Below are 22,034 nucleotides of genomic sequence, written 5' to 3' on the forward strand. Positions count from 1 at the left end.
GTTTACTTGATGATGCCGAGCTTACTGCGGTCTGTAGTCAGGGCGACCGCAACAAGCGCCGTCAGGCCGAAGACGATATTCTGTGCCGTCGGCTGGACGCCGATGATGACGGTCACGATGCGCAGCCAAGCGGTGATCAAACCGCCGACGACGGCAGGAAAGAGGCCACCCACGCCACCTGAAATGGCGGTACCGCCAAGCACCACACCCACGATCGACAGCAGGAGCAGATTGCCGGCGAGTGTCGGCGAGCTGAAGGTCGTGATCGAGATCAGGAAGAGGCCTGCAACGGCCGCGCAACCGGCCGAGATCGCAAAGATGATGGTTCGCGTTGCGACGACGTTGACGGCAGACATGATGGCCGCTCTTTCACCGGTGCCGAGCGCATAGATATCGCGCCCGAGCCTGAGATAGCGAAGCAGGAAACCCATCACCGCGATGATGACGATGAGCGCTATGATGGTATTCGGAATGTCGCCGGTGCTGTTCGACAGATAGCTCACGAAGATATCGTTATCTGGAATGGGCTCGGCCGTCGCGTTCGACAACAGGAGTGCCAGGCCGGACAGCATGCTAAGCGTGCCGAGCGTCACGATGAACGACGGCAGTTGCAGCCATGAATGCAGGAAGCCCTGTGTCGCCCCGAACGCCATGGCGATCAGGATGACGACAACAGAGGTCCACGGCCCGAAGATGGGATTGAGGACGACGACCAGAACCCCCGTTAGCGACGCGACGCCGGCGACGGAGAGATCGATACTGCCAGCTAGGATCGGCAGCGTTCCCCCGATGACCAGCGCAATGATCGGCGCCGCATCGGACAGGAAGCTGACGAGCGAATCCATCTCGATCACGCCGGGGGCGATAATGGCGCTGATCGCCACAAGCGCGATCAGCACGAGCAAGGGACCAAAGCCTCGCAACATGGTCGATCGGCCTCGAAGGGTGGCGATCAATGTGCTGTCCATTGCATTACTCATGGTCGTTCATCCCTATTCCAAATGCAGTTCGCAAGACGGAAGGCGGCGCGTGTCAAACCATGGCCACGACGACTTCCTCTTCCCTGGGCATCTCGCCGCTTGCCAGATCGAAGTGAGCGGTGATCTCGCCATCGCGCATGACAACGATGCGGTCGGAAAGCTCCAGCAGCTCCGAAATCGTGTCGCCAACGAAGACGATCGAAAGACCTTTCTCGGCCTGCTCCCGGATGACGGCGAAGAGATCGTCGCGCGCGCCGGGATCGAGCCCGCGGCTCGGGTGGTCGAGAAACAGGACCTTCAGCTTCTTGGCCATCAGCCACTTGGCAAGCACAGTCTTCTGCTGGTTGCCGCCGCTGAGGCTGGAAATCGGCGCATAGGGCGTATGCATCTTCACCTTGAGGCGCTTCATCCACTCCAACGCCACCGGTCGCTCCTTGCCGCGCTGCAGGAGGAGGGAGCGCCAGCCATAGTCGAGGCCGAAGGTGAGAACGGCATTCTCGAACAAAGAGCGGCTCGGGAGCATGCCCTCCGCGCGCCGGTCGGCCGGCAGATAGCCGATGCCTTCACGGACAGCTGTTCGCGGACTGCTCGGCGTGACCGCTTTGCCCTCGATCGCGATCTTTCCGGTATCGACGCGTTCGGCGCCGAACACGGCACGGCACACCTCTTCCGCGCCTGAGCCGAGCACGCCGGCAACGCCCAGGATCTCGCCGCGGCGCAGCTCGAAATTAACATTGCGGAAATGCTGCCTGCTGCCCAACCTCTCGATCTTGAGGACAAGCGTCGAGCCTGATGCCGCCGGCTTCCGGTCGGAGCGGATATCCGTCGCCCGCTGCCGACCCACCATCAATTCGTAGAGTTCGTTGCGATCGACGGAACCGCTGTCGCGCTCTGCCACCTTGCGGCCGTCGGTCATGACGACGATGCGATCGCTGATCTCGAGGACTTCCTCCAGCCGGTGCGACACGAAGACGATCGTCGCGTTTCCACGCAGGCGGTTGATCTGCTTGAAAAGAAGCTTGATTTCTTCCGGCGTCAGCACCGAGGTCGGTTCATCGAAGAGGATGATCGGCGGGCGGTCGACGAGTTCCTCGATCGCCAGCACCTTGGCAAGCTCGACCTGCTGGCGCTCGGCAAAGCGCAGATCCTCGACGAGCGCACGGGTCGGCAGCTCGACCGAGATCTTGTGCAGCTGCGCCTGCGCGGCCTTGTTCAGTGCGCCCCACCGATAGAGGCCGTTCTTCTTGGACGGATGCGGCTTGTCGAGGAAGATATTCTCGGCGACCGTGAGATTGGGGATCAGCGACTGCTCCTGATGCACCATGCCGATGCCGTAGCGGCCGGCCGTTGCGGCCGAATCCAGCACGATCGGCTGTCCGTCGAGGATGACCTGGCCCTCATCGGGCGTCGTCAGCCCCGCCAATATCTTCAGCAGCGTGGACTTGCCGGAGCCGTTCTGGCCAATCAGGCCGAGCACTTGGCCCGCCGGGATTTCAAGATCGATGCCTTCGAGCGCAACGACGCTGCCATAGGTCTTGCGAACACCTTTGAGAACGAGCGAGCCTGTCATTTTACGACCCTCAGTTTGCGACGGCGATGCCAGCCGCCGGCAGCGACGGCGACGACGATGACCGCGCCGCTGATGATATGACGCGTATAGGGACCGGCACCGATCTGGATCAGGCCATTGTTCAGCACCTCAAGCAGCAGGGCGCCAAGCGCGGATTGAATTGCGCCGCCCCGTCCACCCGTCAGAACGGTGCCGCCGAGAACCGCGGCGCTGATCGCGGGAAACAGAAGGCCGTTGCCGATATTCACGTTACCGGTGCTGAGCTGAGCGGAAAGCAGCACGCCGCACATGCCCGCGAGCAGACCGCAAATCGAAAAGGCCGCGATCTTCACCCACCGAATGCGAAGGCCGGATGCGACAAGCAGGCCTTCATCTCCGCCGATCGCGTAGATCATACGGCCGAGCCGCGTGAAATTCAGGACCAGCTGGCTCACGATGATGACGGCGAGCGCGATGTAAACGATAAGGCTCAGATCGAAGATGCGGACGCGAGCCAGGTTGAGAATGAGCGGATCGTTGATTTGCGGCACACGCGACGGAAAGAGAACAGCGGCGATGCCGAGCCCGACGAACCAGGTTCCGAGCGTCACGATCAGCGATGGCATCTGCAGCATCGCATTGAGAACGGCGTTGAAGAAACCGAAGCCGAGGCCGACCGCCAGCGCCGCCAGCAAGCCGACCATGCCGTAATCGTTGCCGTTGACGCCGTTTGAGACCAGCAGGGCAACGATCATGCTTGTCGTCGCCATGGTGCCTTCGACCGAAAGGTCGATGGAGCCCATGATGACGACGAAACTGATGGCAGCGGCGAGAATGGCTGGAACCGCCGCTGCCTCGATCACGGATTTGAGGTTGTCGATCGTAAAGAAGCTACCGCTGACCAGCTGGAAGCCCACGGACAACACGATGAGCGCCACGATCGGGCCTGCAAACTGTGTCCATGACGACTTGCTTCTGATTTCGCCGAAAAGCGTCAGCGAGCGAGCGCCGGTTTTGGAGTTCATACTGGTAGCGGCGTCCATCGACCCCTCCTCCGATTACTTGTTCTCGTTTGCGCCTTCCGGAATTTGACCTGCCGAGTCCTTCCAGAAGTCCTTCTTGATTTCGTCGTAGGTGTATTTCGGCGCGTTCTTTTTCAGGTCGAGATACTTGTCGACGTTATCCTTGGTGACGACATCCTGCTTGAGGTAGAAGTCGCGCTGGGCATGGGTCAGCTTCTCAGGATCGATATCGCCGACGGCAGCGGCATAGGCGAGCGACATGGAAACCGCGCCTTGCAGGACCGGATCGTTCCAGACGGTCGCCAGCATGTCGCCGTTCTTGACCATTTCCAGACCGATGTTTGAGCCGTCGGAGCCGGTAACCAGAACCTTACCGTTCAGGCCCTTTTCCTTGAGCGCGGCAATGGCGCCGCGGCCCATCGCATCGTTCGATGCGAAGATGCCCTGCAGCTGATCGCCGTAGCGGGCGAGCCAGGTACGCGTGATATTCTGCGCCTTTGTTTCCTGCCAGTCACCCACCTGCGTGTCGACGAGCTCGAGGCCGGGGCATTCAGCAAGGCCCTTTTTCAGGCCGGCGATACGCTGATAGGCCGGCGGCGTGGACGGCACGCCTTCGATCGCGGCGATCTTGCCCTTGCCGTTCAGCGCCTTGCAAAGCGCCATGACCTGATAGTAGCCCGACATCACGCCGTCGAAGGAGGTGTGGGCAACCCAATACTTGGAGTCCGTATCCCAGGGATGGATATCTTCAGGGCGGTTCCAGATGGTGACGACATGGACCTTCGACTTGGCCGAGCGGTTGACGACAGCCTTCACGAAGGCGTTCGACGACGGGTCGGTGGCAAGGGCGCACTGGTTGCAGCCGGCGGCATAGGTGGCGCCGAGCTGGGCCAGGAGCTGGTCACCCTGGTAGTTGCTGGTGAGAACAGTCGGATCCTTGCCCAGGGAATCGCCGATGTCCTTCACGCCTTGCATATATTCCGACCAGTATTCGGAAGCGGTTTCGTCGATGCCGATGATCAACTTGCCGCCCTTCGCCTCGTCGGCGTTGGCGTCTGTGGCCGGCAGCGCGAAGCTTGCGCAGATGGCGGCCGATGTTACGAGCCATCGCGCGACGGCTCCGAATTTCAGATGCGATTTCATGCCATTCTCCTCCTCAGGTTAAAATTCACGTTCGCTTTCGGCCGGAGCTCTCGGCCTATCGGCCGTCGGCGGCGGCCTTGTACGTCTCGATCAGCAGTGCCGAATTCTCAGGCCGCGCCTCGATCCGGCCGGCCTCGATGTCGTAGGCAACCTCCATCACGCGCTTGTTGACCGGCGCCTGTTGGCCATGGGCGGCAAGGATATCGACGACCCAGCCGTTGACTTCCTGCACCTCGGCGCGGCGCCCCTTTCGCCAGTCCTGCAGCGATGTCGTCAGCGTATCTTCCTGCGAGAAGGTCTTCAGAACCTCCTCGAAGATCTGGTCGACATAGCGCTCCGGATGGTTTGTCGTGACCGGCGGCATGCCGATGATCGGGATGATCTTGGCGCCGTCCGCCAGAGCGGCATGCATGGCCTCATATCCGGCAGCCCGCATGACTTCGAGCATGCCGGGGGCGTGCGCGGCATCGGCCAGCGGCAGGTTGATGATCGCTGATGGAATGAGCTCGGCCGCATTGACGACAAGCTTCATCCACTTGGCGGAGCGGATGTCTTCCATGACTTCGACCGTGCCGGAGTTGCGCAGGAGTTCGGCGACTGCTTCGACTCTCGGCTGCGTCTTCGGATCGAGCGCACCGAGCGCGAACCAGGATGTTTCAGGGTCGTTCTGGCGATTGGTGACGCCGGGCACGAACATGTTGGAGGCGATTTCGATCACCGCGCCGATCGTCCGCTCGCGGCCGACGACATCGGCGATATCCTCATGCGTCATGCCGTTCTGCAGGCCGATGATCAGGCCATCGGGCGCGAGGCAGGGCTCGATCAGCTGGCAGGCCCATTTGGTGTCGTAAGCCTTGACCACGAGAAAGACGAGGTCGAAAGGCTCCTTGATTTCCGCGACCTGGCAGAGATGCAGCGCCGGAACCTTGGCATTGATCGTCCGGCTCGGCAGGTTCACGGTGATGCCGTTTTCGCGGATGGCGTTGACGTGATCCGGCCACTGTTCGATGAAGGTGACGTCGAGGCCGGCCAATGCGAAGTCGGCTCCGATGGACGCGCCTTGTGCCCCCGTTCCCAGAAATGCGATCCGCGGGCCGCGCGCCTTATCCCAACTCATGTGTTTCTCCTTCTTCAGTTGCGTGCGGCTCGTGCACGCGTCGTTTTCTGCAATTCCTGTCGATCGCCCCGACCCTTCCGGCCGGCGCGCTCGAACCGATGTCAGCTTGCCAAAAGCGTGCTGTTCGACGCCTGCGCCGTCAGATGTCCTCGCTCGATCGAGCGGGCGATTTCGACGATCCGCTCGTTGACCGGCGCGGCATGCCCTGCTTTCTTCAGCGTCTCGACAACGTGACCGTTGATATCGAGGACCTCGGCACGGCGTCCCTTGCGCCAGTCCTGAAGGACCGTCGTCAGCGTGTCGGGCATCATGAATGTCTTGAGGACTTCGTCGAAGATCGCATCGACATGGCGCTCCGGGTCGTTGATCGCCGTCGGCGCCATGCCGAGGATCGGAACGATGCCGGCTCCATCCGCCTGGGCGGCGCGCATCGCCTCGTACCCCGCGGTTCGCATCACCTTTTCCATACCGGGCATCTTGACCGCCTCGGCAAAGGGCAGGTTCAGGATCGCGGACGGAACCAGCTGCGCAGCATTGACAATCAGCTTCATCCATTTGGCGGAAGCGATATCGTTCGTGACCTCGACGCGACCGCTTGAGCGCAACAGCTCTGCTATCTTTTCCACGCGCGGCCGATTTGCTGGATCAAGCGCACCCAGCGCAAACCAGGACGTGTCGTGATCGTTTTGCCGATTGATTATGCCGGGCACGAACATGTTGGACGCCATGTCGAAGACCGCGCCGACGGTACGCTCGGCACCCACGACGGACGCAATCGCATGCTGCGTCATTCCGTTCTGCACACCGACGACGAGGCCATCGGCGGCCAGCACCGGCTCGATGAGCTGGCAGGTCCAGCGCGTGTCGTATGCCTTGACGACCAGAAAGACGATGTCGAAGCAATCGCGTATTTCGGCCACTTGGCAGAGATGCTTTGCGCGAACGTTTGCACGAAGGGATCGCGTCGGCAGATTGACCGTGACGCCGCTCTCGTTCATTGCGTCAACATGCTCCGGCCACTGCTCGATAAAGGTTACGTCGAGGCCCGCCAGCGCAAAATCCGCACCGATCGACGCACCCTGCGCGCCGGTTCCGGCAAATGCGATCTTCAGATTGCGCTCTAAATCCCGGGACATCGTGCGTTCTCTCCATTCCCCGGCACCCCACCGTGCCGCTCCATTGGGAAGCATGGTTAGAAGCCGCTGCTGATGGAGTCAAGTGCAAACGTTTGCTCATTTGGGCAACATATTTCGAAGCAAAAAGATTATTTTATCAAAATTCTGTAAATTTAATAAGGATTTGACGTGATTGAAATGACGCGCAACCGTTTGTCAAAAACTTCTTGTTCGCGCCGAAATCCGAAACGAGCGGCCTGCTGTAGGGCAGCTTCTGCTCGACAAATCGCGCGCAAAATCAACTATCGGAGGAGGAGCTTGTGGTTTTCATATATTTATAGTCGCACGTCCCAAGCAACGATCGCCCAAACGCGAGATAATCGTCAAACCAGGGAGGTCCGATCAGCCATCTTGTGTGCAAAGGTTTGATCGCATATTTTCCCAATCAGTTGAATCCTGATGTGATGAAGCCGGCCCCGAATGAGCGATACCCCGCAACGCCAGCAAAGCAAGCGCCCGCGCGTGACGATTGTCGACGTCGCGAATAGCGCCGGCGTGCATGTCTCGACGGCGTCGCGCGCGCTGAACCCGGGAACGAGCCACCGCATATCGAGCAAGGTCGTCCGCAAGATCGAGAAGGTCGCCGAGCAGCTCGGCTACAAGCGCAACAGTCTCGCCTCGAGCCTTCGGACGCAGAAGACCGGAACGATCGGCCTTATTGTCCCCAATCTCAGCGACCCCCTGTTTTCTCCGATCATTGCGTCAGTGGAGGAACGTGTCGCGCAGGACGGCTACGTCACCTTCGTCGCGAATTCCGACTATAGTCCAGCAAAACTGCGCTCGATCATCGAACGCATGAGCAGCCAGTTCGTCGCCGGCCTGGTCGTTGCCAGCTTCGAGCTCAACGATCCTTCGGTCGAACTCTGCCTGGAACTTGGCATACCGACCGTCGCCGTTCTTCGCGACCCACGCCATGCCCGGATATCATCCGTCGCGATGGACGATGCATCCGGCGTCCAGGCGATGGTCGAGCACATTCTCGATCTTGGCCATAGGGACATCACTTACGTCACTCCGCCGCTGGCCGCTTCCACCGCCCAAAACAGGTTGGTAGGCTTCAACGCAGCAACACGCCTTGCAAAGGCAGCCGGTTGCCGTTTCGATGTTGTCGAGGCGCGAGCCTATGATGTTGTCGAAGGCGAGCGGATCATGACGGATATGCTCGCAACCGGGCTGACCAGCACCGCGGTCCTCGCCTTCAACGATCTTCTCGCCGTCGGCTGTCTCGCCGCGCTGAAATCGGCAGGCGTTGCGTGCCCGGAACAAATTTCGCTGACCGGCGTCAATGATCTGCCCTTCATGAACATGCTGTCGCCGCCGCTGACCACTTTGCACACGGCCGGCCGCGACCTCGGATTCGAGGGCGCCGACCTGCTCATGAGCCTGATCAAAAATCACGCGCAGCCGGTGAAGCGCGTCTTGCTCACGCCTCATGTCGTGCTGCGGGGCAGTACCGGCCCGGCACGCAAGTCCGAACAGGCCTCCGATCCTTCATCGATTGCAGCCCGATCTGGCGCGATCACCGTTTGAACCGCGTGGACATCATCGCGGGGAAATCATCGTCAGCAGCCGAATGTCCGGATCGACCTTGAAGAACTCTGCCTTTCGCGCCACCAGTTCGCGCAGATACGGCGTCCCCATATGCTCGTCCAGCGCTGCGCGGCTGGTCCAGTTTTCATAGAAGGCGAAATTCGCAGGATCTTCTTCGCTTTGATGCAGATGATAGTCGAGGCAGCCTGCTTCTGCTCGCGTCCGGTCGATCAGCGACATCAGAAATGCCTTCGTGTCCTCGATCTTATCAGGACGCGCCACCAGATGCGCAATGACAGTAAGCTGCTCCGACATTCATTCTCTCCCTTCGATCGTCCAACGCCGTTCGAGTCTCATCAGGTGAAGCGGCAACCGCCATTGACGTCCAGTGTGGCCCCGATGAAATAGCTGGCATCGTCGGTGGATAGGAAATGAATTGCTGATGCGATCTCGGCCGTCTCCGCGGGTCGGCCCATCGGGATCTTCGCCCACTCGATTTTGCGCATCTCGTCCGCGGAAATTCCGCGCTTTTCGGCCTCGACGGTGAGAGCATTGAAATGCATCGAGGTGTTGATGTTGCCCGGCGCAACGCAATTCACCCTGATATCGGGCGCGAGCTCCGCGGCAACGCTCTGCGTCAGAGAAATCAATGCAGCCTTCGACGCGCAATAGGGGCTGAAAAAAGCGTGCCCCTCCCGGCCCCAATAGCTGCCGACGTTCACGATAGAAGCATTGCCGCCCTTGCGCAGCAGCGGCACGCTGGCGCTGATGAACTTGACGTTTGCCCGCAGATTGATGTTCTGAACACGATCCCAGAGGGCCATATCCATATTTTCGATGGTGAGGGCCGGATGATTGATCGCTGCCACGAGCCCCAGGAAACGCAGCGGAATGCCGGTCTCGCGGGCGGTCGCCGCGACACGATCGACTTCCTGATCGTTGGCGATATCCATCTGCACACCCAAGCAGGTGCGTCCGAACTCGTTCGCAAGGTCTTTCGCCAGGCCTGCGATATCTGTGGTTCGGTCACAAAGAATCATCGACCAGCCGTTCTCGGCAAAACGTCGCGCCGTTGCCCGGCCGACCTCGCCGGCTGCCCCCGTCAGAATGCAAAGCTTCGTATCTGTCATTATTGCGCCGCTCCTCCCAAGCCTTCAGGCAAATGCTACGAATAATTACAGAGATGAAAACCGCGCAATTATCCATTTTGGATGCGCGCCCTGAGGGGAGTTCCGATGAGCGCACGCAGCTCACCCTGGGATTTCTGAAAGCTAATAGTTCGCCTGTTAGCCGATCATTTTGATCTTTGTCGGCACTACGCTTTGTAACGTGGCCAACCGGCGCCGTCAGTCCGGAAGCGAGTGAGGCACGCGCCAAGGCCGTACTCGCGGCAGTGGCGGGGCCCCAACTCATGGCAAGAGGCCGCGCGGACATCTCACTCTACAACACTCTTATCGAAAGCTATCGTGCCGCGGGTCTTCTGCCGGCTTGAATTTGCTGAAGGAAACCGTCAGCGCATTTCCCTCCGTCAGGAATGCAATTCTCGCCCTTAATAGCGCCAGCCTCGACGCTTCCGGTGAGATCGGTGGCGGGCCAACAGCGGTTGCCGCCGCCCGAAACGAGAACTCGGAGAAGATACTTGCAGCTCTCAAAGGTGCGTTTGATCGCCTGATCGAGAGCGGGGATTATAAGAAGATCCTCGAAAAAAATGATACCGTTTATGGTGCCGCCAAGAAGGCTGAAATTTACACAGAGACCTCTACACCTCCAAAGTACAGATTCTAAAACGGTGACGGCAGTTTGGGGCGCGGAGGAAGATCCGCGCCTTTCATTCTGGCGACCGCAACGAAAGGTCGATGGTCGCCTTTTCGAACCGCCACGATCTGGGCTCACGACCTCGATCGTCGGACGCTCTTGCAACCACGCTTTTGCGCTCTCGACGCTGCGATCTTCCAAAACATCGACGACCGAATGTCGCTCAAGATCGACTATGATCGTCCCGTACCGCGAGGAATGCCGCCAGCTCCAATCGTCAATGGCCACAACCCGAATATTGTCATTTTGCACGCACGTCCCATTCTTGTGCTTCAATTGCCGCAAGATCGTGTCGTCGCTGACCGGCATGCCGAGTCGATGCATCAAGTGCTCTCCCGGACGACCGCCCATCTTGTGGCCAACTAAGCCCACAATCTCAGCCATCCGTTCAGTCCGCCGCATGTAAGGTGAAGCAATCTCGGGCAATTTGTCGGTGAAGGTTCGTCGCCCACACTTCCGGTGTCTACACTGCCACCGGTTCAGTCCAAGGTTGATTGTCACAACTTGACCTTGAACAGGCAAATCCTGGAGGCGGCGGTTATGCCAGCCGTGCCGATGCCTGCTTCGTGTTCCACAATCGGGGCAGATACCGACAGGTTTCGCAGCGGCAGAAACAACCCAGTTTTCTTCTTGAAGGGTGATACCCAGAATTTTGACCCCTGGGCCGGGTGACCATCTTAGTTGCGCTCGCATCCCCCCAAGATAGCAGTCGTGGCGCTAACACTCTGTTAACCACAGAAATTGAGGAAGAACCCGTTTAGATGCCAAACGACATCAAGTCATAGGCCCAGGCGGCCGGAATGGCGGCAAGCCGAATGTGAGACTCCTTATTCGAGCTTCATCGATTCGAAGGATTGGAAGCTGATCACGCGTCCGCTTCCAGATAGCGAGCGCATATGCTGTCGAAAGAAGAGCTTGAATTCCTTAAATGTCTCAAATCCGAGAGCGTTTGCGGCTCGAACGACGGTGGATGGGGAGACGCCACAGACGCTCGCAAACCCGCTTTATCGCGAAGGTCAGCTTCCAGCGTCGTTCTGTTGGGTGTTCGACCGTGTCAGTAATGGCAAGCCAGGCGAGATCTATATCGAGCAGCTTCAAGCGAGCCGTCAGGCGCAATCCCGTGGCAAAGCAGGCAAAAGCCTGAGACGTCGCCAGGAGCGCGTCCGGACGATCGAGCGTGTCCTCGAGGAGCACCGGGAGCGGCTACGCAGATAGCCTTGAACGCCATTGATGCAAGACCCTCTTGGGAACGCTCATCGCGTGTGCGCTCCCAATTTCATTCGCGCCATAAAGTAAGTAAGCATTTACCTGAGGGAGACGGATGCAGAACAGCGCGACACGAGTTCTCTGGACGTCTGCGCGCAATTACTGCGGCATCGGAAGGGACTGTTCTTTTCCATTGTAGCGTCGGCAAGGATCGCACCGGCATTATCGCTGCCATCCTGCTGGCGATCGCAGATGTCGATGACAAAACCATCACCGAAGACTACGCGCTGACCGGCCGGGTCGCCGGACGGTCGATCGAACGCCTGCGGGAGCAGTCCTTGCGGGGCGGCGCCGACCCGGCATTAATCGAGCTCGTTCTTGCCAGCGAACCGCAGATCATGCGCTCCACACTCGAGCATATCACCCGGATTTATGGTGGCGTGCCCTTTTATGCCGCGCGGATCGGACTGTCCGACGACGAGATTGAAAAGCTGTGCCAACGTATTCTTGGCTGAAATCTTACCGCCTTTGCCCGCCGCCCCCTGCTTTGCGAACCCGCCGTTTCGGAATGCCTTGCTCTCGGATGCCGGACAGTTCTATTTATCCCCTCATGGAGTCGGGGCGAAAGGAGACCTCGATCGTGTCCACAACCGAGGTCAAATGAACGACAACGTCATCCAATTTCGAAGACCGAAGCCGCCCAGGACACCGCGACCCGGGCTGCGCAAGTTGCTTGTCGTCATTGTGGTGATCGCGGTTTTCGCCGCCGCCTGGGGATATTTTCAGATCTTTGGTTCGCCGGCGCCATAATGCCAATGCCTCGCGAACGGAGGTCATCACGTTCGCGGGACAGAACATCGATAAAACAAAACGCCGGCTATATGAGAGCGGGCGTCCAGATATCGCCCCGTCACGGTGCGAGTAAATTCAATATTACCGAGCGATGGATTCGCGAGCGATACGCTGGATATCCGAGCGCTCGATGCCGAGATCGTTCAGCCTGCGGTTCGACATGCGGCCGAGTTCCGATACGGTCCGGCGATACTTGCGCCAGTTGTTGAAGGAATGCGCTACGTTCATGTTCATCCCCTTTCTTCGGGCTTGGGAGAGCGGCCGCCATCCGGGCGCCGCCGTGCTTTTGATGGTTGGAATATAAGGCCTGACCTTCCCGGGTAACAGCACCGATCCCTCAACGCACTATTGCATTATATGCATAACTAAGTGCAGAGCGCACATTTTTTGGACGACAGATGGCTAGAGATTATAATGATCGCCAGGCCTTCACCATCGGAAAATAGGCAACAAAATCCTGACTTAGCGGATATTTCCCGATTTCTTTGGCATGGCTTCATCAATCCACCCTTGCCAATGACGTTAATTGATATGCTATAATCGCATATCTGCCACGATGCATTGTTGGGTATTCCGTTGCAACTTCGCCCGGAGCCTATCGATCTGTCGCACATGATCGGCTAGCATAGTCGCGGAACAAAAGGATTTCCATCCATGAGCGTTCGTCCGCCGCAATCCTTGAGGCAGTTTCATTCGACCGACAGCGGGTTCAATGTTCTCGAATATGAACTAATGTCCGAGCGCGCCAGCTCGCTTGGACGCCACGGGCTGAAGGTGGAGAGCGCGCTTGCGGAACTACGGGCATGGGATGCGGCGCGCCACAGCGACGCGGAGCGCGACAGCCTGGTGGACAAAGCTTCTGACGCCGTCTGGGCCTTCTTCATTCAGCGAGAAACCTGCGGCCTGCGGAATGGTCGCGATGTCATTCAACGCTACGCCATACCCAAAGAGGTGCTTGCAAGAGTTGGCGCCGTGCGTCGTTGAGACCAGGCGGTGCAACGCCCAGCTCTAGCTTGAACGAGACGTTTCCTCAGCTCGCGGTCGCGAGCTTGTCCTGCGTCTTGGTTTCGAAATCGCTTGCATCATGGCGCTCATGCAACTGATCGGACGGCTCGCCGGATACCCGGTTGACCATCCGCCCTCGCTTTACCGCCGGTCGTTCGAAGATCGCATCGGCCCAACGCTGAACGTTCTTGTAGTCCTGCACCTGAAGAAACTCACCCGCTCCATATTGCCAGCCCTTGACCAGGCCGCCGTACCAGGGCCACACGGCGATATCGGCGATCGTGTAATCCTTGCCGCCCAGATATTCGCTTTCGGCAAGGCGACGATCGAGCACATCGAGCTGGCGCTTGACCTCCATGGCAAAGCGGTCGATCGCATATTCGATCTTTTCCGGCGCGTAAGCGTAGAAATGGCCGAACCCGCCGCCGAGGTAAGGCGCGCTTCCCATCTGCCAGAACAACCATGAAAAACACTCGGCACGCGCCGCGGGGTCGTTCGGCAGGAAGGCGCCGAACTTTTCAGCGAGATAGGTCAGGATCGAACCGGACTCGAAGACCCGGATTGGCTTCGGGCCGCTGCGGTCCATAAGCGCAGGTATTTTGGAGTTTGGATTGACCGCCACGAAGCCGCTTCCGAATTGCTCGCCTTCGCCGATCTTGATCAGCCACGCGTCGTATTCCGCGCCGCTATGGCCGAGAGCCAAGAGCTCCTCGAGCATGATAGTGACCTTCACGCCGTTCGGTGTCGCGAGTGAATAGAGTTGGAGTGGATGGCGGCCGACCGGCAGTTCCTTGTCATGCGTCGGTCCTGCGATCGGACGATTGATGCTTGCAAACTGGCCTCCGCTCGGCTTGTTCCAGGTCCAAATTTTCGGCGGCGTGTATTCGGAAGAACCGGTCATGTTCAAGCTCCTGATAATTGATAACGGGCGTACAATCGATTTGCTGCTATGCACCTAGCAGAGGCAACAACGCTTTGTCAGCGCCAAGAGCATCACTTCACGTAACATTGTTTGGGTGCCAACAAGATGAACCACTATCTTCGAAAGAGGGTGTGAGCGAGCATCTAGGCGTGATCCAGGAGTACATCTCGATCACGGTTTTCCATTTGGCAATTGGCTCTCGGTTCGATCAGCCTCGTGCGCCGCGAGCCGGCGCACGAGACCGCGATAGAACGAAATCAGCCTGTTCTCGTCGAGCGGACCGTCGTCATTCCTAGTCGCGGCCACGCAGCAGGTGAGCATTGGTCTCGACCGGGCCGAGGTCGTTGATGGCGGCGACTTCGATATCGGTGCGGCCGGATTCGACGATCGCGCGCAGAATGTTGCGGCCGATGCGACCAAAGCCGTTGATGGCGACTTTTATAGTCAAGGCGTTCACTCCCTTTCAGTCAGAGTTTCTTGCAAAAGGGGGGAGGCAGCTCCGACCTCGTAAATTTTTAGAAAGGCCGCCCTCCAACAGCGCAGTCGTGGCATGCTCGCTGCGCCATTGGCTCTCGAAAATCAGACCTTCGTGACGCTTCCCGCATAGATCTGATCGATGGTGGCGGCGAGGCTGGCGTCGAATTCGCCGTCGCTCATCGTGACGCGCAGATCTTCCGTCAGAGCACGCGAGAAGCTGGCGATCATGCCGTGATTATGGCGGAGCTTCTCGCAAGCATCGGCGCGGCTGTATCCACCCGACAGGGCCACGACGCGGGCAACCGCCTTATGAGCGATGAGGGGAGCGTAGAAATCCGGAATCGTCGGGATGGTGAGCTTCAACATGACCAGCGTGCCCGACGGTAGCGCGTCGAGTTCCTTGGCGATCTCGTCGAGCAGAATGGCCTCAGCCTCTTGCTTCGTCGGGCTCTTGATCGAGACTTCCGGCTCGATGATCGGGATAAGCCCGTGGCCGAGGATCTGTCGACCCACTTCGAATTGTTGCTTCACGATCGCGGCGATGCCGGTCTGGTCAGCGTTGGCGATCACTGAACGCATCTTGGTGCCGAAGATGCCTTTCTTCACGGCACGGTCGAGCAAGGCATCGAGATCGGGCATCGGCTTCATCAACTGCACGCCATTCTCTTCGGCGCCAAGTCCCTTGTCGACCTTGAGGAAAGGCACCACGCCGCGGTCCTCCCACAGATAGGAAGGTACCGGCCTGCCAGCGGCCTCGCCATCCATGGTCCTTTCGAACAGGATGGCGGCGATGACCTTATCTCCGGAAAAACTGGGCGCAGTCATGATGCGCACGCGCATCTCGTGCATCAAGCGGAACATTTCCTCGTCGCCGCTATACTCCGAATCCGCGATCCCGTAGAGACGCAAGGCGCCTGGAGTGGAACCACCGCTCTGATCGAGGGCGGCAATAAAGCCCTTCTTCTCCACCATCTGCGACATCTGCTTAGCGTCGACCATTATTCTCTCCTTTGACAATCGTACCTCCATGAATTCTTCGTCGCGCGGCGCGTCCTCGACAGCCTGCGGTCGACGCGATGATTGAGCGTAACGACCGATCATGTTTGCTTATGTTTGCTGGCTAATCTGGATTTCGCCGACGAGCACCACCATCAGACCAAGCAAACAATGTCCAGTGGCTAACTCATGGGAATCAAAAAATTTCAAAAAATCTAATATTTTTAAATCGATTTTATTTATTTAATCGATTGAGCGTGCGGCTCTCTAAAAGTTTTGACTGCCTGTCTCCGGGAGAACGCCCATTGACAAAAATACGGACGTCCGTATTCTGGAGACATGGCGAAGCATTCTCATCGTGAAGCTATTCTGGAAGCGGGTCGGACTGTGATGTTCCGCAAGGGATACGTCGGTTCAGGCGTCCGCGATATCGTCGCCGAAGCGTCGGCACCGCAAGGTTCCTTCACGAACCACTTTCGCTCAAAAGAGGCATTCGCCAAGGAGGTATTGGACAGGTATTTCACGAGCCTGAAAGTGGCGGCGGACGCGGCGCTTGGGGACAAGCGGCTGACCCCTCGACAACGGATCAACCGTTATCTCGATATTATTATCGGCCGTCTGGCTGAAGACGATTTCCAAAGAGGCTGTTTGATCGGTGACCTCAGCCTTGAGGCCGCGCCCCAGAGCGAGCTCCTGCGTGCGCGGCTGAGTGAAATCTTTCCTGAGTGGTCAGCTCCTTTTGCCGACTGCATCGCTGAAGGCCAGGCGTCAGGGGAAATCTCGGACGCGTTCGAACCAAATGACTTGGCCGAGTTCCTGATCGCAGCGTGGGAAGGAGCAATATTGCGGATGAAGGTATCCCGCAACGCTGAGCCATTAGAGCGCTTCAGGCGCATTGTTTTCGCTACTGTACTTAAAAGGTGATCGTGATGAACGCGGATATCAGCCTGCCCCGCATGCCTATCCTTGACTCTGAAATGGCCTTTCGTGAGGCTGGGCGAACTGACGCGCCCACCGTACTTTTCTTCCACGGCAATCCTACCTCTTCCTTCATCTGGCGGAACATAATTCCACTAGTTGCCGATGTCGGTCATTGCATCGCGCCGGATCTGATCGGTTTTGGACAATCCGGCAAGCCGGATATCGCCTATCGGTTCGAAGACCATGTGAGATATCTCGACGCCTTCATCGAGAAGATGGGGATCGGCTCGGCCTACGTCGTAGCCCAAGATTGGGGTACGGCGCTTGCCTTTCATCTTGCCGCCCGACGCTCAGACTTTATCAAAGGCTTGGCATTCATGGAATTCACAAGACCCATCCCGACCTGGGAGGAGTTTTTGCGCGATCGGGCCGAGCGCGAGGTCTTCCGCAAGTTTCGTACACCCGGAGAAGGCGAAAAGCTGATCCTGGAGGACAATGCGTTCGTAGAGGGTGTACTGCCGGGAGCAACCGTCCGCGCCTACACTGAGAAGGAAATGGCGGTTTATCGCTCGCCATTCCCGACTCCTGCCTCCCGGAAACCAACGTGGCGTTTTCCAAACGAGTTGCCGATCTCGGGCGAGCCCGCTGATGTCTATGCGACCATGGAGCGCGCACATGAGGCCCTATCGGCCTCGACCTATCCCAAGCTCTTGTTCGCCGGAGATCCTGGTGCGCTCGTATCGCCCGAGGTGGCGGAGGAATTTGCTCGCAGATTGCGTGACTGCCGCCTCGTAAAACTCGGATCGGGTCTTCATTACCTCCAGGAGGACCACCCCGAGATCATAGGTGAGACGGTGGCGGAGTTCATAGCCGAGGTTGAAGCGAAAACGGCGGCCCGTTTGGCTCCCGCCACAGCTTAGCTCTAACGATCGGAAAGATCTTGGATCTTTAGACCGGCCGATGGGACGGGACCAAATCAGCGAGAAGGTGTCGCCTTCCTCGTCGTCGGAGAGGTTGGCGTAGATCGGAGCGTGAAGCTGGGGTCGTCCGGCTTTGAGGCCCAGATAGTCACGGCCCTCGTTGGAGCGCTGGGACCAGGCGGCGCCGATCTCGGCGCGGCCGACCAGTACCCGGCGGCTGGGGGCGTTCTCGCCGGTGGCGCCGGTCGGGAATGATGCGCACGTTCTTGGCCCTGGACACTGAGGGTGACGATTTCGCCGGTGAACTCGTTCGAGCCGGTCTTCTTGAAGGTGCCGACAGTCGCCATTGTAAGTCTCCGTTTTCCTTTCCCGAACCCGCACCTTTGCGGCCTCGATGGCGATAGACAGCCGAAGGCGATCGACGGCGCACCCCGAAGGGGTCTAACAGCCAAGGAGGGCTTTCTTGTCTCGCGAGGAATGGCGGCGCAGCCGGCCCTCGGCCATATCAAGCCATTGGAGAGGCCGTTTGGAGCGGTCGAGGCACAGCCGGATGCGGATTCGAGGGCAGTCGCGGCGGTGCTCGAACGTCATGGTCCGTGGCCCCACGACCCTTGCGAGCGCCTCGATGAATATCAAAGTGAGCCAAGCGCTTCACTGCAAATCGTTTGCGGCATTGGCCGCGGCAACGCTGACTTCGTCAAGAAACTTAGCAATCACCTCTAGTTCAGCGTCAGAATACATTGCGCAAATCTGATCCAGACGGGCATTCATCCCGGCATAGAGCGACCCCACTCTCCCGACCTTCTCGCTCTCGGGGGTGACGAGTACGGCCCTTCGGTCGGTCTCGACCCGCCGCCTGGTAGCCCAGCCGGCACGCTCCAGCCGATCGAGAACGCCGGTCATTGTGGCTGGATGGAGCTTGGCCTTTTCAGCCAATGTTTTTGGGCTCAGCGGGCCGTCGCGCACGATCAGGTCCAGGCAATCGTGATCAATCTCTTTCAAATCCACCCGCGCCCCGATCTGGCGATTGAGCACGGAGAGCTGGTTCCGCAGGTCGCGCAGCCGCCGCTTGATGATGCCATGTCTGGATTTCTCGCGCACGTCCGTCCTTTGCTTATAATTTGATTTCCATATTGTACGAGATACATATTGATGATATGAGTTCCATATTATATGAGAGTCGAGCCATTAGCTACCATTGTTGCAAAGCTGAGGAACGATGCAGGCGCGAAAGATAGCTGTTTTCGGTGCCAGTGGCGGAATTGGTGCCCAGGTGGTGCAGCAGGCGCTCGACCGCGGAGACACCGTCACTGCTGTCGTAAGAACGCAAGCGCAATTTGATCTTGTGCATGCGCGACTGAGTGTCGTGAGAGTTCCGGCCCTCACCGACATTGGGGAGCTGACGCTGGCGCTCAAAGATGTAGAGGCCGTTATATCGGGCGTGGGACCGCGCGGGCCGAAAGATGGGCCGGTGGCATCAACAGCGACCTCGGCAATCTTGCTGTCTATGGAATGCGCAGGTGTCAGGCGGCTTGTTGCCGTCAGCGCCGTTCCCGTCGGCGCAGTACCGCATGGCGAGAGTGCTCTCAACCGCTTTGTGATCCTTCCGCTGATCGGCAGGTTGCTGCAGGACTTGTATGCGGACCTTACCGAGATGGAACATGAAATCCGTCAGAGCAATATCGACTGGACAATCGTTCGGCCGCCCAAGCTGAGCAACAAGCCGCTCACAGAGGTCTATCGATGGCAAGTCGGCGGGAACGTGCCGCGCGGCTATAGTATCTCCCGAGCTAACGTGGCGCACGCGATGCTTCGTGCGCTCGATGATCCCCAGACAATCAAACAACCTGTCGGCGTGGCAGAGTAATCTTTCGAGCGGACGATGCTTTGATACTTGTTACTGGCGCAACGTGAGCTGGCTCGTCCAAGATCGGATTCGCGAAGGCAGGCTTGTGCCAGTTCTTACGAACTACCAAGCGATTGCCGACGGTGTCTTTGCGGTTAAGCGTTAAGATCAGCGCCATCGTGTGTTCCGCGACGGCCTCGGCGCATAGGCAGGTAAGCGCGCGACGAGACAAAGCTATGCAGCAATTCACGCGGCAAGGTGGGACGGTATTGCCGCCCCTTGCTCCGCTACGCAATCCATGCCTCTATTTAACCTTAGAGGGGTGAGCTTAACGTCATGGCATCACGCAAGAAGGTAGCCGCTTCGCGGCAGCGCGGAGCTGAGGTCGACCTCCATCCGCAAGGGACAACGGAAGACTTGAGGATGAGTGTTTTGCGCAAGAATTCAACTCGGGTTGGCCCCGGCTATCCACAGGTCGTTGTGCTCGTCGGCGCAACGGGCGATCTCTCAAGGCGCAAGCTACTGACCGGGTTGTTCCACCTCACCAATGCGGGCTTCATCCCAGGGTGCCGTATTATCGGCGTCTCGCTCGATGACATCGATGCCGATGCCTTCCGCACTATCGCTCGTGACTCGCTGGACAAGTTCTTGACTCGCAAGTTCTTGCAGTCCGAATGGGAAGCGTTTGCCGCATCGCTCGACTACGTCCCGCTCGCTGCCGGCGCCAATGCTCTCAAGGAAGCGATCGACAGGGCCGAGGAAGCATTGGGTGCCGAGACGCGGCGCGTGCACTATTTATCCGTTCCACCAAGTGCCGCCCTCCCGGCCGTGCAGCTCCTCGCCGAGGCTGAGCTGACTGAGCGCTCCCGTATCATCATGGAAAAGCCCTTCGGCACGGACCTTGCCAGTGCCGTTGAACTGAACAAGAAGCTGCACGAAGTGTTCGATGAGAAGCAGATATTCCGCATTGACCATTTCCTCGGCAAGGAGCCGGCCCAAAACATCCTGGCCTTCCGATTTGCCAACGGCCTATTCGAGCCAATCTGGAACCGCAACTTCATCGACCATGTGCAGATCGACGTTCCGGAGACGCTCGGCCTTTCCACCCGCGCCGCCTTTTATGAGAGCACCGGCGCCTATCGTGACATGGTGGTGACCCACCTCTTCCAAATCCTGGCCTTCATGGCGATGGAGCCGCCCACTGCCCTTGAGCCTGCGCCTATCTCGGAAGAGAAGAACAAGGTGTTCCGCTCCATGTTGCCGATTGAGCCTCGCGACGTGGTGCGCGGTCAATACATTGGCTACCGTAGTGAGCCTGGCGTCGATCCCGAAAGCGACACGGACACCTTCATCGCTCTAAAATGCGCCATCGACAACTGGCGCTGGGCTGGCGTGCCCTTCTACCTGCGTACCGGCAAGCGCATGGCCGAGGGGCAGCGCGTTATTTCGATCGCATTCCGCGAGCCCCCGAAATCGATGTTCCCTGCCGGCTCTGGCGTGGGGGCACAGGGCCCTGACCACCTCACCTTCGACCTTGCTGATGCCTCCAAGGTCTCGCTTTCCTTCTATGGCAAGCGCCCTGGACCGGGCTTCCGGCTCGACAAGCTCTCGCTGCAATTCGCCATGAGCGAAACCGGCCTGATCGGCGAGGTTCTGGAGGCCTATGAGCGTCTGATCCTCGACGCCATGCGCGGTGACCACACACTGTTCAATACCGCCGAGGGTATTGAGCGGCTCTGGGAGGTTTCCCAACCTCTCCTCGATAACCCGCCGCCCGTACGCCTCTACGACCAGGGCGGCTGGGGGCCGAAGTCGATCCACCAACTCATTGCCCCGAACGCTTGGCGCCTACCGTTCGAGCGCGCCTGGAGGGATGCGGCAAAGCGTGATTGACGGTCAACAGTTGGATTGATGCCGGCGATGGCACGCCGCCTTCGTAAATTGGCTGGGCTGTGGTGATCGCACCAGGACTCAACGATTGGAATACCGGTCAGGAAGAAGACCGTGCAGGCGACCATGCCCGCTATTAAGACGAATGTCCTTGAACAACCGCGATATGAGGCGCGGTCGTAATCCTTGCCTCTCGTCGATGAGGAGGAATGACATCCTCTTTATTTGGATCGTGATCACGCCTGCATTGTCATGGCGACGATAACTCCGCGAATCGATCGCATGGAATCCGTTTTCCACCGCCCAGGCGGCTATCATATCCGCGTTCATCAGGGTCCTGCTCTAGGATATGCGGACGTGGTTTCTCCAGCTGTCCCGGTCGTGCAAATCGCTTTTACAGTCCTAAAGATACCGCAACCGGAACGATCTAGACCAGCCAAATCCGTCCAAGATTCCAGTTCCCAAATAGGTGTTGCTAGAAAGACTCGCAGCAATCGGCACGACTCAGCCGTAAGCCCCGCCGGTTTGGTGCTCGCAACGACCGCTCTCCAGAACCTAAACAAACCAGCGCATAGCTGATTAAAGCTACGCAGCCGCCTTGTTGTCTGGTTCCTGATTCCCGCGCAAGTCCACGACTTGTCGCATCGAGGCTCGTTTCACGCGGGGCT

At 58.7% G+C, this 22,034-nt stretch carries 22 protein-coding genes and 4 pseudogenes; 10 read left to right on the forward strand and 16 right to left on the reverse strand.

Features of this window, described 5'->3' with window-relative positions:
- Window positions 1–2: 2 nt before the first annotated feature.
- The 6 genes from PY650_RS29395 to PY650_RS29420 form a co-directional block, all read right to left on the reverse strand.
- Window positions 3–980 carry an ABC transporter permease gene (locus tag PY650_RS29395; RefSeq protein ID WP_285883269.1) on the reverse strand — a complete coding sequence of 326 codons (978 nt, stop codon included), beginning with the start codon at window positions 978–980 and terminating at the stop codon, window positions 3–5.
- A gap of 52 nt (window positions 981–1,032) precedes the next feature.
- Window positions 1,033–2,550 (reverse strand): sugar ABC transporter ATP-binding protein, encoded by a 1,518-nt coding sequence (locus tag PY650_RS29400; RefSeq protein WP_285883270.1) that lies wholly within the window; start codon window positions 2,548–2,550, stop codon window positions 1,033–1,035.
- Window positions 2,547–3,572, reverse strand: a complete 1,026-nt coding sequence (locus PY650_RS29405; RefSeq protein ID WP_285883271.1) for an ABC transporter permease — start codon at window positions 3,570–3,572, stop codon at window positions 2,547–2,549. Before PY650_RS29405 ends, PY650_RS29400 begins: the two co-directional genes overlap by 4 nt.
- 15 nt (window positions 3,573–3,587) lie before the next feature.
- Window positions 3,588–4,694: a sugar ABC transporter substrate-binding protein gene (locus PY650_RS29410; RefSeq protein ID WP_285883272.1), complete on the reverse strand. Its 1,107-nt coding sequence runs from the start codon at window positions 4,692–4,694 to the stop codon at window positions 3,588–3,590.
- 55 nt (window positions 4,695–4,749) lie between these two features.
- The gene (locus PY650_RS29415) at window positions 4,750–5,811 is read right to left on the reverse strand and encodes a ketopantoate reductase family protein (protein ID WP_285883273.1); all 1,062 of its coding nucleotides are present in this window, start codon (window positions 5,809–5,811) and stop codon (window positions 4,750–4,752) included.
- 101 nt (window positions 5,812–5,912) lie between these two features.
- Window positions 5,913–6,947, reverse strand: coding sequence for a ketopantoate reductase family protein (locus PY650_RS29420; RefSeq protein ID WP_285883274.1), 1,035 nt, complete (start codon window positions 6,945–6,947; stop codon window positions 5,913–5,915).
- Between the two features lie 459 nt (window positions 6,948–7,406).
- Here PY650_RS29420 and PY650_RS29425 point away from each other — a divergent pair, with 459 nt between their 5' ends.
- Complete coding sequence (locus PY650_RS29425; RefSeq protein WP_285883275.1) at window positions 7,407–8,516, forward strand: LacI family DNA-binding transcriptional regulator; 1,110 nt, start codon at window positions 7,407–7,409, stop codon at window positions 8,514–8,516.
- 12 nt (window positions 8,517–8,528) lie between these two features.
- Here the strand turns inward: PY650_RS29425 and PY650_RS29430 are convergent, their stop codons facing one another.
- Window positions 8,529–8,831: a putative quinol monooxygenase gene (locus tag PY650_RS29430; RefSeq protein ID WP_285883276.1), complete on the reverse strand. Its 303-nt coding sequence runs from the start codon at window positions 8,829–8,831 to the stop codon at window positions 8,529–8,531.
- A gap of 41 nt (window positions 8,832–8,872) precedes the next feature.
- Entirely contained in the window at window positions 8,873–9,646 is a 774-nt protein-coding gene (locus PY650_RS29435; protein WP_285883277.1) for an SDR family NAD(P)-dependent oxidoreductase, read from the reverse strand.
- 230 nt (window positions 9,647–9,876) lie between these two features.
- Here PY650_RS29435 and PY650_RS29440 point away from each other — a divergent pair.
- Window positions 9,877–10,008, forward strand: a pseudogene (locus PY650_RS29440) (TetR/AcrR family transcriptional regulator); the annotation flags it as partial.
- Between the two features lie 2 nt (window positions 10,009–10,010).
- The gene (locus PY650_RS29445) at window positions 10,011–10,301 is read left to right on the forward strand and encodes a type 2 periplasmic-binding domain-containing protein (RefSeq protein WP_285883293.1); all 291 of its coding nucleotides are present in this window, start codon (window positions 10,011–10,013) and stop codon (window positions 10,299–10,301) included.
- An 87-nt stretch (window positions 10,302–10,388) separates the two neighbouring features.
- Here PY650_RS29445 and PY650_RS29450 read toward each other — a convergent pair.
- Window positions 10,389–11,024, reverse strand: a pseudogene (locus PY650_RS29450) (transposase family protein); the annotation flags it as partial.
- A 222-nt stretch (window positions 11,025–11,246) separates the two neighbouring features.
- Between PY650_RS29450 and PY650_RS29455 the strand changes: the two are divergent.
- Window positions 11,247–11,546 (forward strand): hypothetical protein, encoded by a 300-nt coding sequence (locus tag PY650_RS29455; protein ID WP_285883278.1) that lies wholly within the window; start codon window positions 11,247–11,249, stop codon window positions 11,544–11,546.
- A 2-nt stretch (window positions 11,547–11,548) separates the two neighbouring features.
- Window positions 11,549–12,052, forward strand: a complete 504-nt coding sequence (locus PY650_RS29460) for a tyrosine-protein phosphatase (protein ID WP_285883279.1) — start codon at window positions 11,549–11,551, stop codon at window positions 12,050–12,052.
- A 418-nt stretch (window positions 12,053–12,470) separates the two neighbouring features.
- On the opposite strand, the gene PY650_RS29465 is transcribed toward PY650_RS29460, so the two are convergent.
- Window positions 12,471–12,617 (reverse strand): DUF1127 domain-containing protein, encoded by a 147-nt coding sequence (locus PY650_RS29465; protein WP_285883280.1) that lies wholly within the window; start codon window positions 12,615–12,617, stop codon window positions 12,471–12,473.
- A 426-nt stretch (window positions 12,618–13,043) separates the two neighbouring features.
- Here PY650_RS29465 and PY650_RS29470 point away from each other — a divergent pair, with 426 nt between their 5' ends.
- The gene (locus tag PY650_RS29470) at window positions 13,044–13,373 is read left to right on the forward strand and encodes a DUF6665 family protein (protein WP_285883281.1); all 330 of its coding nucleotides are present in this window, start codon (window positions 13,044–13,046) and stop codon (window positions 13,371–13,373) included.
- A 46-nt stretch (window positions 13,374–13,419) separates the two neighbouring features.
- Here PY650_RS29470 and yghU read toward each other — a convergent pair whose 3' ends face one another.
- The 3 genes and pseudogenes from yghU to PY650_RS29485 form a co-directional block, all read right to left on the reverse strand.
- Window positions 13,420–14,295, reverse strand: coding sequence for a glutathione-dependent disulfide-bond oxidoreductase (yghU, locus tag PY650_RS29475; protein ID WP_285883282.1), 876 nt, complete (start codon window positions 14,293–14,295; stop codon window positions 13,420–13,422).
- Between the two features lie 325 nt (window positions 14,296–14,620).
- Window positions 14,621–14,764: pseudogene (locus PY650_RS29480) on the reverse strand (glyceraldehyde 3-phosphate dehydrogenase NAD-binding domain-containing protein); the annotation flags it as partial.
- A gap of 131 nt (window positions 14,765–14,895) precedes the next feature.
- A complete protein-coding gene (locus tag PY650_RS29485; protein WP_285883283.1) occupies window positions 14,896–15,792 on the reverse strand; it encodes a fructose bisphosphate aldolase in 897 nt (298 codons plus the stop codon).
- 336 nt (window positions 15,793–16,128) lie between these two features.
- Here PY650_RS29485 and PY650_RS29490 point away from each other — a divergent pair, with 336 nt between their 5' ends.
- Both PY650_RS29490 and PY650_RS29495 read left to right on the forward strand, forming a co-directional pair.
- Window positions 16,129–16,713 (forward strand): TetR/AcrR family transcriptional regulator, encoded by a 585-nt coding sequence (locus tag PY650_RS29490; protein WP_285883284.1) that lies wholly within the window; start codon window positions 16,129–16,131, stop codon window positions 16,711–16,713.
- A gap of 5 nt (window positions 16,714–16,718) precedes the next feature.
- Complete coding sequence (locus tag PY650_RS29495) at window positions 16,719–17,630, forward strand: haloalkane dehalogenase (RefSeq protein WP_285883285.1); 912 nt, start codon at window positions 16,719–16,721, stop codon at window positions 17,628–17,630.
- 24 nt (window positions 17,631–17,654) lie between these two features.
- Here the strand turns inward: PY650_RS29495 and PY650_RS29500 are convergent.
- Both PY650_RS29500 and PY650_RS29505 read right to left on the reverse strand, forming a co-directional pair.
- A pseudogene (locus PY650_RS29500) lies at window positions 17,655–17,977 on the reverse strand (DUF736 domain-containing protein); the annotation flags it as partial.
- 304 nt (window positions 17,978–18,281) lie between these two features.
- Window positions 18,282–18,731: a MarR family winged helix-turn-helix transcriptional regulator gene (locus PY650_RS29505; RefSeq protein WP_285883286.1), complete on the reverse strand. Its 450-nt coding sequence runs from the start codon at window positions 18,729–18,731 to the stop codon at window positions 18,282–18,284.
- 118 nt (window positions 18,732–18,849) lie between these two features.
- On the opposite strand from PY650_RS29505, the gene PY650_RS29510 reads away from it, so the two are divergent.
- The gene (locus PY650_RS29510) at window positions 18,850–19,497 is read left to right on the forward strand and encodes an NAD(P)-dependent oxidoreductase (RefSeq protein ID WP_285883287.1); all 648 of its coding nucleotides are present in this window, start codon (window positions 18,850–18,852) and stop codon (window positions 19,495–19,497) included.
- A 402-nt stretch (window positions 19,498–19,899) separates the two neighbouring features.
- Window positions 19,900–21,369, forward strand: a complete 1,470-nt coding sequence (gene zwf, locus PY650_RS29515; protein WP_285883288.1) for a glucose-6-phosphate dehydrogenase — start codon at window positions 19,900–19,902, stop codon at window positions 21,367–21,369.
- 78 nt (window positions 21,370–21,447) lie between these two features.
- Here the strand turns inward: zwf and PY650_RS29520 are convergent, their stop codons facing one another.
- Window positions 21,448–21,696 (reverse strand): hypothetical protein, encoded by a 249-nt coding sequence (locus PY650_RS29520; protein WP_285883290.1) that lies wholly within the window; start codon window positions 21,694–21,696, stop codon window positions 21,448–21,450.
- Window positions 21,697–22,034 lie beyond the last annotated feature (338 nt).

It is taken from the genome of Martinezella calliandrae, assembly GCF_030272695.1.
GTDB lineage: Bacteria > Pseudomonadota > Alphaproteobacteria > Rhizobiales > Rhizobiaceae > Rhizobium > Rhizobium calliandrae.